12 protein-coding genes and 1 pseudogene are annotated in these 13,541 nt (G+C 64.3%); 8 read left to right on the forward strand and 5 right to left on the reverse strand.

The features are described from left to right. Positions 1 to 128: 128 nt before the first annotated feature. Positions 129 to 1,007: an IclR family transcriptional regulator gene (locus ACSQ89_RS36280; protein WP_436296979.1), complete on the reverse strand. Its 879-nt coding sequence runs from the start codon at positions 1,005 to 1,007 to the stop codon at positions 129 to 131. A 124-nt stretch (positions 1,008 to 1,131) separates the two neighbouring features. On the opposite strand from ACSQ89_RS36280, the gene ACSQ89_RS36285 reads away from it, so the two are divergent. The 4 genes from ACSQ89_RS36285 to ACSQ89_RS36300 all read left to right on the forward strand — a co-directional run bounded on the left by ACSQ89_RS36285 (position 1,132) and on the right by ACSQ89_RS36300 (position 4,978). Then, entirely contained in the window at positions 1,132 to 2,409 is a 1,278-nt protein-coding gene (locus ACSQ89_RS36285) for a 3-isopropylmalate dehydratase large subunit (protein WP_436296980.1), read from the forward strand. Then, complete coding sequence (locus tag ACSQ89_RS36290; protein WP_436296981.1) at positions 2,406 to 2,942, forward strand: 3-isopropylmalate dehydratase; 537 nt, start codon at positions 2,406 to 2,408, stop codon at positions 2,940 to 2,942. Before ACSQ89_RS36285 ends, ACSQ89_RS36290 begins: the two co-directional genes overlap by 4 nt. Before the next feature lie 92 nt (positions 2,943 to 3,034). Beyond that, entirely contained in the window at positions 3,035 to 3,916 is an 882-nt protein-coding gene (locus tag ACSQ89_RS36295; protein ID WP_436296982.1) for an isocitrate lyase/PEP mutase family protein, read from the forward strand. 69 nt (positions 3,917 to 3,985) lie between these two features. Continuing rightward, positions 3,986 to 4,978 carry a Bug family tripartite tricarboxylate transporter substrate binding protein gene (locus tag ACSQ89_RS36300; protein ID WP_436296983.1) on the forward strand — a complete coding sequence of 331 codons (993 nt, stop codon included), beginning with the start codon at positions 3,986 to 3,988 and terminating at the stop codon, positions 4,976 to 4,978. A gap of 852 nt (positions 4,979 to 5,830) precedes the next feature. Here ACSQ89_RS36300 and ACSQ89_RS36305 read toward each other — a convergent pair. The 4 genes and pseudogenes from ACSQ89_RS36305 to ACSQ89_RS36320 form a co-directional block, all read right to left on the reverse strand. Then, entirely contained in the window at positions 5,831 to 6,508 is a 678-nt protein-coding gene (locus tag ACSQ89_RS36305) for an alpha/beta fold hydrolase (RefSeq protein ID WP_436296984.1), read from the reverse strand. Then, complete coding sequence (locus tag ACSQ89_RS36310) at positions 6,505 to 6,750, reverse strand: alpha/beta fold hydrolase (RefSeq protein ID WP_436296985.1); 246 nt, start codon at positions 6,748 to 6,750, stop codon at positions 6,505 to 6,507. Before ACSQ89_RS36310 ends, ACSQ89_RS36305 begins: the two co-directional genes overlap by 4 nt. 81 nt (positions 6,751 to 6,831) lie before the next feature. Then, positions 6,832 to 7,821, reverse strand: coding sequence for an ABC transporter substrate-binding protein (locus ACSQ89_RS36315; RefSeq protein ID WP_436296986.1), 990 nt, complete (start codon positions 7,819 to 7,821; stop codon positions 6,832 to 6,834). 426 nt (positions 7,822 to 8,247) lie between these two features. Further along, positions 8,248 to 8,706, reverse strand: a pseudogene (locus ACSQ89_RS36320) (tyrosine-type recombinase/integrase); the annotation flags it as partial. Between ACSQ89_RS36320 and ACSQ89_RS36325 the strand changes: the two are divergent. The 4 genes from ACSQ89_RS36325 (at position 8,617) to ACSQ89_RS36340 (ending at position 13,540) form a co-directional block, all read left to right on the forward strand. Next, complete coding sequence (locus tag ACSQ89_RS36325) at positions 8,617 to 8,940, forward strand: hypothetical protein (protein ID WP_436296987.1); 324 nt, start codon at positions 8,617 to 8,619, stop codon at positions 8,938 to 8,940. The pseudogene ACSQ89_RS36320 and the gene ACSQ89_RS36325 sit on opposite strands and share 90 nt — an antisense overlap. Before the next feature lie 141 nt (positions 8,941 to 9,081). After that, complete coding sequence (locus ACSQ89_RS36330) at positions 9,082 to 10,671, forward strand: GMC family oxidoreductase (protein WP_436296988.1); 1,590 nt, start codon at positions 9,082 to 9,084, stop codon at positions 10,669 to 10,671. A gap of 40 nt (positions 10,672 to 10,711) precedes the next feature. Continuing rightward, complete coding sequence (locus ACSQ89_RS36335; protein ID WP_436296989.1) at positions 10,712 to 12,214, forward strand: aldehyde dehydrogenase family protein; 1,503 nt, start codon at positions 10,712 to 10,714, stop codon at positions 12,212 to 12,214. 75 nt (positions 12,215 to 12,289) lie between these two features. Further along, a complete protein-coding gene (locus ACSQ89_RS36340; protein WP_436296990.1) occupies positions 12,290 to 13,540 on the forward strand; it encodes an ABC transporter substrate-binding protein in 1,251 nt (416 codons plus the stop codon). The last annotated feature ends 1 nt before the right edge of the window (position 13,541 follow it).

A 13,541-nucleotide genomic window follows, 5' to 3' on the forward strand; every position in this document is an offset into this window, starting at 1 on the left:
CACGACGCTGGAGCGACTGTTACGCAGTCCACGCCGTTGCGCTTCAATGCCTCTTGCGCGAATCCCGTCAGGCACTCGCACGCAAGCACACGAGCGATACGTCCGCTCATGGCGTAAGCGAGCGGCGCTCACGTTGCTTTTTTCCCGAGCCCTGCTGCCGATGTGGGCGCATGGGAGTGCAGCAGCGTGCAGATCACACGCACCTGCTTCTGGATGATCTTTGCCACTTCAACGCGCCGCGAGGGTCCCAGACGGCTCGATATGGCTGCCACGCTGATAGCGGCGATGGGGTTCTTTGGCGGGAACGCGACGCCCACCGCTGCCGTGCCCGGCGTCGCGGCGCTGTCCAGAAACGAATAGCCCCGGGCCCGGCTTTCGATCACGGCCGCGCGTACGAAGCCAGGATCCAGGGAGCCGAACTTCGCATAGTGCGGGCCACTGGCCTCGACGATACGATCTGCTTCGGCTTCGGGCAGCGCGCTGAGGATCGCCAGCCCGCCTGCGCCCACCCCCATCGGCCGGCGGATGCCGACATCGAGCGTCAGGGCCTTGATGGGGTAGTCACCCAGCGCGCGGCTCGTGCAGATCGATTCGGAGCCGCGCCGCTCACTCAGGTACACCGTGTCCTGCGTCTGGTCGGCGATCACCTGAAGCGCTTCGTCACACAATTCGCTCAGGTGATAGCTCGGCTGTGCCAGCAATCCGAGTTCATAGAGCAGCGGACCGAGATGGTACTTGCGCGTCAGCGGGTTGCGATACACAAGTCCTTCCAGTTCTAGGCGCTGCAGCATGCGAAAACAGGTGGACATCGGCAAACCACTGACGCTGACGACGTCCGCGATGCGCATTCCCCGGCGTCCGCGCGATGCAATCACGCGCAGCATGCCCACCACCCGCTCGATGCTCTGGGTCCCGCTTCTCGCGTTCTGTTCCCGCGCTTCGAGTGGCGTGGAAGTGTCGTCCGCGCCGGTCGCGCGCTTGCTGGGTTGTTTGCTTTTAGTTTCCACGATGTGGCAGTAATTGGGGTTGCACCCGAACGGGATCGAAGGTGTCGCAAATATAGTCGTAGGCATCGAGAACTATCAACTGCCACATGGTGGAAGTCGAACGGAACTGCTCATGCCCCAAACGATGACTGAAAAGATACTGGCGCGCGCCGCCGGCAAGAAGAGCGTGAAGCCGGGGGAAGAGATCACGGCGCGCCCGGACTTCGTGATCACCTACGACTTTCCCGGATACACCGACGTGTTCTTCAAGGAGACGCGCGAGGACTTCGGCATCGAGAAAGTGTCCAGTCCGGAGCGTTTTGTCCTCTTCATCGATCACATGGTTCCGGCCACGGCGCCGAAGGAAGAGGAACTGCACAAGGTTACCCGTGCCTGGGGCAAGGAACAGGGCGTGCCCGTCTACGAGCGCGAAGGCATCGGCCACCAAGTGGCGGCCGAGTTGGGCTATGCCACGCCGGGCGCCTTTGTCGTGCACTTCGATGGCCACGTCAGCCAGTTGGGCGCCTTCGGCACCTTCGCGTTCGGGGCCCGCAAGGGCGTGATCGAGTCCTTCGTGACGGAGAACATCACGATGACCGTCCCCGCCACCGTGAAGGTGGAACTGGTCGGCACACTTCAGCCCGGCGTGATGGCGCGTGATGTGTTCCACCACATGGTGCGCGTGATGGGGCCGGCTTCCTGCTGCTTCAAGGCGGTTGAACTCTGCGGCCCCGTTATCGACCAATTGAGCATCGAAGGCCGGCAGACCATCTGCGGCCAGGCGATGTTCCTGGGCGCGACCACCATGCTCATAGCGCCCGATGCGAAGACCATGGCCTATGTGGCGGGGCGCTCGAAGGTGGATCTGGAGCCGGTGCATCCCGATTCCGACGCCGTCTACGAGCGCGTCGTGACCATCGACGTGTCCTCGCTCGAGCCCATCGTGGTGGTGCCACCCAGCCCGGCGAACACGCGCGACCTCAAGGACTACATCGGCGTGGAGGTTCACACGGGCTACCTCGGTTCGTGCGCCAGCGGCCGGCTGGAAGACCTGCGCGTGGCGGCCGAGGTGCTGCGCGGCCGCCGCATCCAGCCCGGCTTCCAGCTGCATGTAGTGCCGACCTCCAAGGCCATCATGGCGGCAGCGGCACGCGAAGGCCTGATCGAATGCCTGGTGGAAGCCGGCGCCTTCATAAGCTCACCCAGCTGCGACTACTGCTTCGGCCGGATCGCCACGATGAGCGATGGCCAGCGCGCCGTATCCACCGGCACGCTGAACACGCCGGGCCGCATGGGCAGTGTTGATTCGGAGATCTACATCTGCAACGCGGCCGTGGTGGCGGCGTCGGCGCTGGAAGGCCGCATCGCCGATCCGCGCCCCTACCTGGCCGAAGCAGCCACAGCCGCAGGAGCCGCCGTATGAGCCTCGCCAACCTGCGTGGCCGCGCGGCCTGGGTCTTTGAAGAAGACGACTACGACATCGACCTCATCATCGGTGTGCGCAACATCAAGATCACCGACGTGTCGGAACTCGCCGCATTGGCGATGTCCGACTACGCGCCCGACTTTGCCAGCACCGTGCAGAAGGGCGACGTGTTGATCGGCGGCCGCAACTTTGGCTATGGCCATCCGCACTATCCCGCCATGCGCGCCATGCGGCACTTGGGAATCTCTTGCGTGATCGCGGAGTCGTTCTCGCCGGGATTCTTCCGGGGCGAGATGAGCATGGGCTTTCCGCTGGTCACCTGCCCCGGAATCCGCGCCGCGGTCGTACGAGGAGACGAGCTGGAAGTGAACTGGGACACCAACGAAGTGAGCAACGTGCGCACTGGCCAGAAGTTGCCGCTGCAGCCCTTCTCCGCATCCGAGCGCGGCATGCTGGATGCGGGCGGCCTGATCCCCTATCTGAGGGCCCGCATCGCAGGAACGAACAACGCCGAGGCGCACGCGCCCTGACACGAGAGGCGCCTCGTGCGCCTCGCGAACTTCTCTCAATCATTTGTGCCGCAGCCCGCCTCGGGCAAGGGCACGCTTTTCTGGAGAACGAGATGACTTCAAACCGCCAGGCGCTGCGCCAGCGCATCAACAACGGGCCAACCTTCTGGTTTGGCGGCGCACAGGACGCCTTGTCGGCCCTGCTCGTCGACCAATCGGACTTCGATGGCGTCTTCAGCACGGGCTTCGGCATTTCCGCCTCATTGCTCGGCCAGCCGGACATGGAGTTGTACACGCTGAGCGAGAACGCGGCGACCGTCAATCGGATGGTCAATGTGGTGCGAAAGCCCGTCTTTGCCGATGCCGACACCGGCTACGGCAACGTGCTGAACGTCGGGCGTACCGTGCGCGAATTCGAGAAGGCCGGTGTAGCCGCGCTTTCGCTGGAAGACCAAGTCAGCCCCAAACGCTGCCCGGCCGCGGCGACACAGTCGATCGTCGTATCGATGCAGGCGGCGGTCACGCGCATCAAGGCCGCGGTGGACGCGCGTCAGGACGAGGACCTGCTCATCGTCGCGCGCACCGACGCGATGGATGCCGGCGAGGCCCTCGAGCGCGCGGCCCGCTATGCCGAGGCCGGCGCCGATTTGATCCAACCCATTTCGCGTACCTTCAACAGTTACGAGCAACTCGTCCAGCTGCGTGAGGTGTGCGGTCGCCGCCTGTCGCTGCAACTCATGGCGGGCACCTGGATGACGGATCTGAGTCGGGCGCAGATCGAGAATGTCGCGGCTTTCGCCACCTACCCCATCGCCAGCCTTCTAAGCATAGTGCACGCGGTGCGCGGCAACCTGCAGGAGCTGGCGCGCCGCCGCTCGGGCGACTTCGACGATCTGCCTTTCGAACAGACGACGATGGCGGCCTTCAAGGACATCATCGGCTGGCATGCCCTCGAGGAGCGGCAGGCCCACTACGAAGTCGGCGCGGGCCACTGACACCGCTTTTCTCCCTCCTGGCCCGACACATCCCTTTCCTTTCCTCTCTGCAAAAAATCAGGAGCAAATGTGCGTACTTTCAAACTGATGGGCCACCTCGTCGTGGCTGGATCTCTGGCGCTGGGCTTCGGCGCAGCGATGGCACAAGGCAGCGCCTATCCAACGAAGCCGATCCGACTCGTCGTGCCGTACCCGCCCGGCGGCGCCACCGATGTGGCGGCGCGCATGTTGGGCCCTCGCCTTCAGGAAGAGCTCGGCCAGACCATCGTGGTCGAGAACCGCCCTGGCGCCGGCGGCAACATCGCAATGACCTCCGTGGCGCAAAGCAGCCCCGATGGCCACACCCTGGCGATGACGCTGACAGGCATGCTGTCGATCAATCCGGTGATCTACAAGAAGGCCGGATTCGCCGCTTCTGACTTCGTGCCGGTCGCACAGGTTTCGCTCGCGCCGCTGCTGCTGGTCGTGCCGGAAAATTCGCGGTACAAGAACGTGCAGGAACTGCTGGCCGCCGGCAAGAAAGCCGGCAAGGACGGCCTGGCCTATGGTTCGGCCGGTGCGGGCGGTCTGTCGCACCTGGCCTCCGAATCGATCAACGCGCACGCGGACGGCAACTTCGTGCACGTGCCCTACAAGGGCGGCGCACCGCTGGTGCAGGCGCTGATGGCAAACGAAGTGGCGTGGGGCCTGCTGGGTACGGGCGATGCGCGCGGCTTCGTGCAATCGGGCAAGTTGCGCGCCATCGGCGTGTTGCGCAACGGGCGCTCCGAGCTGTGGCCGGGCATCCCCACGCTCACCGAGCAGGGCGTGCCTGGGGGCGTGGACTTCGACGTGTGGTTCGGCGTGGTTGCGCCGGCCAAGACGCCGGCACCCGTGGTGAAGCTCCTGAACGAGAAGATCGCGCAAATCGTCGCCGAACCGGCTTTCCGCAAGAGGCTGAACGAGCTCGGCGGCGTGGCGCCGGTCACCGGCAACACCACCGGAGATTTCGCGGAGGTGCTCAAGCGTGAACTGGCGGTGCTGCCCAAGGCAGCGCAGGCAGCGGGCCTGCAACTCGACTGAGGCCATGCCGGATGAAGGCTTACGTGCAGATCCCATCCGGACCCGTATGGTCCGGTGATTCCCATCCAAATCCGACTCACGGGGGCAACTTAACCTGCTGAGGTGGGTGGCTGGAGGATGGCGAAGAGCCGCGGCGGCCGCTCCCTTGAGAAAGCGGAGAGACCGTTTCGGCCCAGTCCTGCCTATCGCTCCCGACTGTTGGACGGCAGCTGTGCAGCGTTTGCCGTCCTTCCCCGCCGCCCGGCGAACTCACGCTGTAATGCCGGTTGCGGTCATTCAGGTGCGGCGAAGATCTCGGAATCGACGACTGGTCCCAGGGTAGTGCAGACATAGCCCGTCGCCGACGCTCGCGTTGCCGGCGCCATGCGATGTTGAAGGCCAATCGAGTGTCCGCTACCTACGCTGTCCGAGTAGCAGTCTGGGCCCTGAGCGGCTGTATGCGAGCCCGAAGTCGCCGCCAAAAAGCGGTCGATCAATAAGGCACGATTTCAACGCAGCTCAAGCGGGAGGGTGCCGTCGGGATACTCAACCTGCGGCCACGGCGTCCCCGGCTTCATTGCGCCTCCGCTCTCGCACGCGCGGTTAGAGAGCTTCGCCTTGGTGCGGGACTTTTCACATAGGCTCCGCCGAAAGCTGACATCGCCCGTATGGCCCGAAGGGTACTTGCGCACCGTGTTTCGCAATAGGCTCGTCGCGTGTGCGATCTCGCGTACTGATTCGCCTTGGCGGAACCGCGTCCGCCGGAGTTTGCCAATCACGGCCATTGTGATCACTCGTGCCCCCAGCCTGGAGCATCGGCGCCGACCGAAAATAGCCCCACTTTCGAGCGTTATGCCGATCCGGCGCCGCGGTTCAGTACTTGGAAATGAATGCGACGATGGCCTCACTGAACCCACCGGGGTTCTGGCGCGGCATGCCGTGACCCGCGTTGCGAATGAGGACACGCTCAGAGTTCCGGAGGCAAGACTGCATCGCGTCGAGGTACTTCCCGTATTGAGGGGGGCTCTTCTCGCCGCCGAGCAAGAGGACGGGCGAGGCAATGCGGCCCGCGTCGGCGCAGGAGTACGGATCGAATCTGTCGCTGGCCATCCCCTTGAGCGTCCAAGCGTTACCTCGAAGTGCCTGACGGCCCGGCTCGGCCAGTGCCTTCCAGCTGCCGGGACCGGCGATCTCGTCCAAATAGTAGGCGAGGCCGTCGTCGACTTTGCCCCGCTCAAACATGGCGACAGCATTGGCAAGCTGTTGTTGCGCCCTTTGTGCCGTGGCCGCGGCGGTGGGATCGGCAGATTCAAAAGCAGACATGCCGTTGCCTCCCTCCGCGATCGTGAGCGTGCGGAACAAGTCGGGATTCGCCGTTGCCGCATAGAGCGCGAGAGAGCCACCCCTGGAATGGCCAACGAGGTGAACGGGGCCGGCGCCGAGCGCGCGAACGAACGCGGCAACGTCAGACGCGTGCTGACGCATGGAGAAGGCTCCACCTTTGCCATCCCATGGTTCCGGGTAGTAGTGGCGAAGGCTCACGGAGATCACCCGGTACCTGCCGAAAGCGGCTCCATGATCCCGGCGAAGTAGCGATAGTCGAGAGGAGAGCCGTGCACAAGGACAATCGCCTGACCCGCGCCGCGCTCGACATAGGCCATGTCGTAGCCGTTGACCCGCAGGGCCTTCGCGCCTACAGGCAGCTCCCAGGTCCGCGGCGGAGTCTGTGCACACGAAGTAAGCAGCACAGTTGCGACGGTCATCACAGTTGCCAGAGATGCACGCCACATCATCTCGTTCTCCTTGGGTTCAGGTTGGAGTCACACGCGCGCGCTGCGGCTGGGAATCGCTGTCGTCACGCGCAAGTGGCGCCCTCACTGATCGACCAGGCGATTCGCCCTGCTCAGGACGGCCGGCGAAAGCGTCAGCCCGAGTTGTCGCGCCGCATTCGTGTTGATCACCAGTTCCGGCCTCTTGACGATTGCCACGGGTAAGTCGCCCGCCTTCGCCCCGCCAAGGATCTTGGCCACGTAGTCGGCCGCCTGCCGGGTCGATTCGGAGAAGGTCGTCCCGTAATTGAGCAGGCCGCCGCCATCCACATGGTCGATCGGCGAGAGCGTTGGCATCCCGTACTTGGTTGCCAATGCGGCAATCTGCTTGCGGTTTGGCGTGGTGACGGGCGTGGAGATCACAACAACAGCACCTGCGCCGGCTGCCTTGGCAGAGTGCAATTCCTTGTCGAAGTCCGGATTCGGGCCTCTCACCACCTTGAACGTCTGCACCTCCAGGCCAAGCGCGCGTGCGGCGTCTTCGTTCGCCCGGAACAGGTTGGGCGCGGCGCCGTCGTCGCCAAGCAGCGCAACGCGCGTGACGTTCGGCAACACCTCCTTGAGGATCTTCAGTTGTTCGCGGGCTTGCAGTGGATCGAAGGTCGTCAAGCCGGTCACGTTGCCGCCGGGCCGCTCTGCATTGGCCACGAGCCCGAAAGCCACCGGGTCCAGGACGATCTCGAACACGATCGGGATTTCCTTGGTCACGCCGGCCGCCGCGCGAGCTGCGCTGGCCCCGATTGCAACGATCACCTGCGAGTTGGTGTCTACCAGCTGCTTGGCGGATTGCGGCAACAGGTCGAGACGATTGTTCTCAGGCCATCGGCTCTCGATCACGACATTCCTGCCTTGCACGAAGCCGTGGCTCATCAGCGCCGCCGCAAACTCGTCCAGCAGCGAAGGCCCAGAAATTGACGAAGCGCTGGGGCCGAGAAAACCCACCCGGTGAACCGTGGCAAGCTGCTGCGCATCCGCGCGCGAGGGCAGCAGCAAGGCAAGCGCACATGCAATGACAACACCGAACAGCTTGGACATAGGTACCTCCGCCGGTCCCGTCGTGGGATGCGGATTGTACGACTGCGCACGGTGTTCAACCGAGCGTCGGTGGCTATTTCGAGCCCCGGCGTCGCGAGTTCCATGCGATCGCAGGTTAGCCGCCATTAAATACCAGCCCGACCGTAGCGTGAAAGGGAAGTCCGTGTGCAGAAGTCGAGCGCCTCAACCTCCCGATCGAGGCCCTACAACGCTCAGCTTGCACGTTGCTGGAGGGAAGACGAAATCTCGCTCCTCCAGACCAGCCGGTCGGGACGGACTCCTTGTGGCCGGCACCGCCATTCCGAGGTATCCCCAGCAAGCTGCCGTTCGACCGGCAACAGGGCAGCCCTTGGCAAGCCGGGCATACCGACCGATCGCTTCACCGAGTTCTGCGATCGACGGTATGCCCGATTGACCGCCCCCGAATCAAATCTCAGTTTGCTCGGAGATCTCCAAAGCGTCGTCCACCTCGATGCCGAGGTATCTCACCGTTGACTCCAGCTTGGCATGGCCAAGCAGCAACTGCACGGCGCGCAGGTTCTTGGTGCGGCGGTAGATCAACGTCGCCTTGGTTCGCCGCATCGAATGCGTGCCGTACTCAGCGGGATCAAGACCAAGTTCCTCGACCCAGCCCTCGAGAATTCGAGCGTACTGCCGTGTACCCAGTTGTGGTGAGGCGTGGACGCGGCTCGGGAACAAGAAATCCTCGGAGCTCAGCCCCGATTGCTTGATCCACTTCTGCACAGCTTCGCGCGTCACCGGCGTGATCTCGAACTGCACAGAGCGCTGGGTCTTGTGTTGCATCACTACGGCGCGAGTTGCCACCTGGTCGCCGTGGCAGACGTCCCGAACCTTGAGACTGATGAGGTCGCAGCCCCGCAACTTGATGGCGACATTCGCATGGCGAGGCTCAGCACAGACATGGCAGCGGTCAAGCAGATGCTGAAGACTGACTCAGAGGCCGAGCCTGCCACCTTGCGCTGCCGCATCTACGCGCGCGTCTTCGTATGGAATCCGTTGTTCGCCGGCCATGGCGACGCATCTGAGTACGAGCTTTGGTGCCGCAAATTTGGCTGCGCCATTCCAGCTATCGAGTTCCGGCCAAGGCTTGAAGGTTGACGCAACGCTGGTGACGCATTTCCTTGGCTGCCCGAGCGGGCACTACGAATTGATTCAGAGCGCACTCGACGCGGTTTGCCTTGAAGCAACGCGGCAATCGGTCGACCATCACTTCCCAGTAAAGCAAGTACGGAGACAGACGTGGAGACTCAAGTTGTCGACTACATCGTGGTCGGCGCCGGCTCGGCCGGATGTGTGATCGCGCACCGCCTCATCAAGGCGGGTCATTCGGTGCTTCTGCTCGAGGCAGGCCCGACCGATAGGATCAAGTTCGTGAAGATGCCAGCGACGTTCGTTCGTGTCATCGGGACCGAGCGTTCGTGGGTTTACGAAACCGTCGCTCAGCCGCACGCCAACGGCCGCAAGATGTACGTACCGCAGGGACGCATGAACGGTGGCGGCAGTTCGCTCAACGCGATGATCTACATCCGCGGCGCGGCCGCCGACTACGATGGATGGGCTGAGGCAGGCTGCAACGACTGGGCCTGGAAGGATGTTCTGCCCGCGTTCAAGCGCGCCGAGAACAACATGCGCTTCTCCGGCGAGATGCATGGTACCGACGGGCCACTGCATGTCAGCGACACGAAGTACCAGCACCCTCTGAGTCTGGCATTCGTGAAGGCCGCGCAGGAGGCGGGCCTTCCGTACAACGCTGATTTCAACAGCGGCGCCCAGGGGGGCGTGGGCTTCTACCAAACCACGACGATCGACGGCTCGCGCGGCAGCACGGCCGCGACGTACCTCGCCGCGGTTCTCGACGACGCAAAGCTCGCCGTGGTCAACGGCGCCCACGTGCTGCGCGTGACCATAGAGAGCGGCAATGCGACCGGTGTCGAGTACCGCCGCGATGGCGGCGGGACCGTGAAGGCGCTCGCCAACCGCGAGGTCGTGCTGAGCGCTGGTGCGCTCGCGTCGCCGAAGCTGCTGCAGGTGTCCGGTATCGGCCCCGGCGAACTGCTCCGACAGCTTGGCGTCCCGGTGCAAAGCGATCTGCCCGGCGTAGGCGAGAACTTCCAGGACCACTTGGAGATCATTGCGCACGGCCGCTGCAAGGAACCGATCAGCCTGCTCGGCCAGGACAAGGGCCTCACGGCGTTGAAGCACGGCGTGCAGTGGGAGCTGTTCAAGACAGGCCTTCTCACCTCCAACGTGGTGGAGAGCGGCGGCTTCGTCGACACAGCCGGTACCGGGCGCCCAGATGTGCAGTTCCATGTGCTGCCCGTGCTGGTGGGCGACGTGGACCGCCCGATGCCGGAGGTGCACGGCATTTCGATCGACCCCTGTTTCCTGCGCCCGAAGTCGCGCGGACGCGTGCGGGCCGTCAGCGCGAACGCCCTCGATCCGGCGCAGTTCGATGGAGGCTTCCTGTCGGAGCAGGAAGATGTGGATACGCTCGTGCGCGGCCTCAAATTGGCACGACGTATTCTGCGCATGCCCTCGCTGCGCAAGGTCGTCGCCGAAGAGCTCTACCCGGGCCCTCAGGAGCACATGCCCGACAGCGAGCTTGAGCAGTTCGTGCGCCAGTACGCCAAGACCGTCTACCACCCCGTGGGCACCTGCCGGATGGGGAATGATCCGATGGCTGTCGTCGATTCCCAACTCCGCGTGCGCGGCGTCGGCCGCCTGCGTGTGTGCGATGCGTCGGTGATGCCCACCATCTGCAGCGGCAACACCAATGCGCCCACCATCATGATCGCCGAGCGCGGTGCCGAGTTCATGCTCGGCCGCTAAAGCGGTGCGAACTTTCTTCTTCCCCCAACCAACCCGCACCATGAACCCCAAAGACCTTTCCCAACAGGAGCTGGCACGCATCGGCTTCCTCTCGCGGCGCAGCTTCGGCAATTTCATTGACGGCGAGTTCCGCGAATCCCGCAGCGGCAAGCGCATCGATGTCGTCGATCCAGCTTCGGAAATGATCGTGGCCGACACGCCCGACAGCGACCAGGGCGATGTGGATGCCGCTGTCGCCGCGGCGCGCAGGGCACTGGAGGACTCGGCCTGGTCACGCATGCGGCCGGCCGATCGCGAGCGCGCGCTGTTTCGCCTTTCGCAGCTGATCGAAGACCACGCGGACGAACTGAGCGCCATAGAGACCCTGCAAAGCGGCAAGCTGCAGGGCGTCGCGCGAATGATCGACGTGGGCTTTTCCGCCGAGTTCGTGCGCTACATGGCCGGCTGGGCCACCAAGCTCGAAGGCAGCACGTTGCAGCCTTCGATTGCGTTTCCTCCGGACGCTCGCTACCACACCTACACGCAGCGCGAACCGGTGGGCGTGGTCGGCGCGGTGGTGCCATGGAACTTCCCCCTGGCCATCGCCCTGTGGAAGATCGCTCCGGCGCTGGCGGCGGGTTGCACGGTGGTGCTCAAGCCATCGCCTGAAACGCCGTTGACCGCGCTGCGCCTGGCCGCACTCGCGCTGGAGGCAGGCATCCCCGCCGGTGCGCTGAACGTGGTCTGCGGCGGAAGCACGGCCGGCGCGGCCTTGTGCGCGCACCCCGGCGTCGACAAGATCAGCTTTACCGGCAGCACGCCGACCGGGCGCGCCATCGGTCACGCCGCGGTCGACCGCATGGCACGTTTCACGTTGGAGCTGGGCGGCAAGTCCCCCATGATCGTGTTGCCGGATGCCGATCCTGTCGCAGCTGCCGCAGGCGCCGCCATGGGCATCTTTTTCCACCAGGGTCAGGTCTGCGCCGCGAGTTCGCGGCTGTATGTTCACCGCACCCTGTTCGACCAGGTCGTGAACGAGGTGGCACGCCAGGCAGAGGGAATGCGCATCGGCTCCGGGTTCGATGCCACCGCACAGCTGGGGCCGGTCGTGTCGCGCCGGCACTTCGACCGGGTCATGGGTTTCATTGATGGCGCACGCCGCGACGGAGCCACGGCTCTGACCGGCGGTGAACGCGCGCGCGATGCGGGCTGCTTCATCCAGCCCACCGTGCTCGTGGACGTGAATCCCGGCATGCAGGTCGTGCGTGAAGAGATCTTTGGCCCTGTGCTCGTCGCCATGCCCTTCGACGACGTGGAGGACGCCATCCGCCAGGCCAATGACACCCCCTTCGGCTTGGCGGCCAGCGTGTGGTCGAACGACCTGTCGGCCGTGCACCGGATCGTCCCACGCATCAAGGCGGGAACGGTCTGGGTCAACACCCACAACCTGCTCGACGCCAACCTGCCCTTCGGTGGCTACAAGCAAAGCGGCTTCGGCCGCGACCTCGGTCGCGCTGCGGTCGAGTCCTATACCGAACAGAAAAGCGTCTGCATGGCGGTCTGACGCACCGACCCATCTACAACCAAGGGGACAACCATGAGGAAGACAGGAACGCGCCGTTCAAACCGGGGAGATCACATGAAGCAAACTTTTCAGCGAATCCTCGTTGCCGCGGCCTTCGTGGCAGGCAGCAGCGCAATGGCGCAAGGCAAGCCCGTTTGCGGGCTGAACAACGGCAAGGCTGCGACGGGCGAGCCGATCGCGATCGGCGCCGTGGTCGGCAAGACCGGGCCCGACGACTTCAGCGCCTCGGCGCTGGCGGCCCAGGCGTACTTCAAGTGCGTCAATGCCAACGGCGGCATCAACGGTCGTCCGATTGAGTTCACGATCGCCGATGACCAATGGAATCCCGAGGTGTCCGCCCAGGTCGCAGCCAAGCTCGTGAAGGACCGCAAGGTGGTCGCGATGGTGGGCAGCTCCAGCTTCGTCGAGTGCGGCGTCAACGCCAAGATGTACGCCCAGGAGGACGTCATGGTGATCGCCGGGGTCGGCGTGCCTCGCGAGTGCTTCTTTGCGAAGAACTACGTTCCGGTAAATACCGGACCACGCGTGTCCGCCACAGTGGTCGCGATGCACGCCGTGCAGCAATACAAAGCCAAGCGGATGGTTTGCGTCATTCCGAACATACCGAGCCTGGGCAACTGGGCCTGCGACGGCGCGAAGGATTGGGGCAAGGCCAACGGTGTCGAGGTCGACGTGATCACCATCGATCCAGGATCGCCTGACTCCACCTCCACGATGCTGCAGGCTGCCGCCAAGAAGCCGGAGGTCATCATCCTGAACGTGCCCAAGGGCATCATGGTGCCGATGCTCGCAGCGGCCGAGCAGCAGGGTCTCGCCAAGAAGATCCACTTCGTCAGCAGCACGCCCGCCTACAACTTCGACGTGCCGAAGACGATCGGCCCAGCGTGGAGTGGCAACTTCGACATCCACCTGGAGTTCATGCCCGTCGAATCCGCCGGCAAGGACAACATGAACTGGAAGGCGACCATGGAGACCTTCGGTGGCAGGAACGACCCGCGTGACTCCTTCGCGCAGGCGGGCTATCTGGCAGCCCGCATCGCGACCGAGGCCCTGCTCAAGCTCGATCCGAAAAAGATCGATCGCGCCTCTGCCAGTGCCGCGCTGCGCGATGTGAAGGGCTTCCAGAGCGACATCCTGTGTCGCCCGTTCTATGTCGGCGCGGGCGCACGCCACAACGCGAACAGCAGCGGTCCCATCGCCCAGGTGAGCGGCAGCGGCTTCAAGCAGGTGAGCAACGGCTGCCTGATGGCCGCGGACCCTGAACTGGCTGACGTGCGCGCGCAGGAAAAGCAGCTGGGCCTTTAAC

It is taken from the genome of Variovorax sp. LjRoot175, assembly GCF_964253805.1.
Taxonomy (GTDB): Bacteria; Pseudomonadota; Gammaproteobacteria; order Burkholderiales; family Burkholderiaceae_C; genus Variovorax.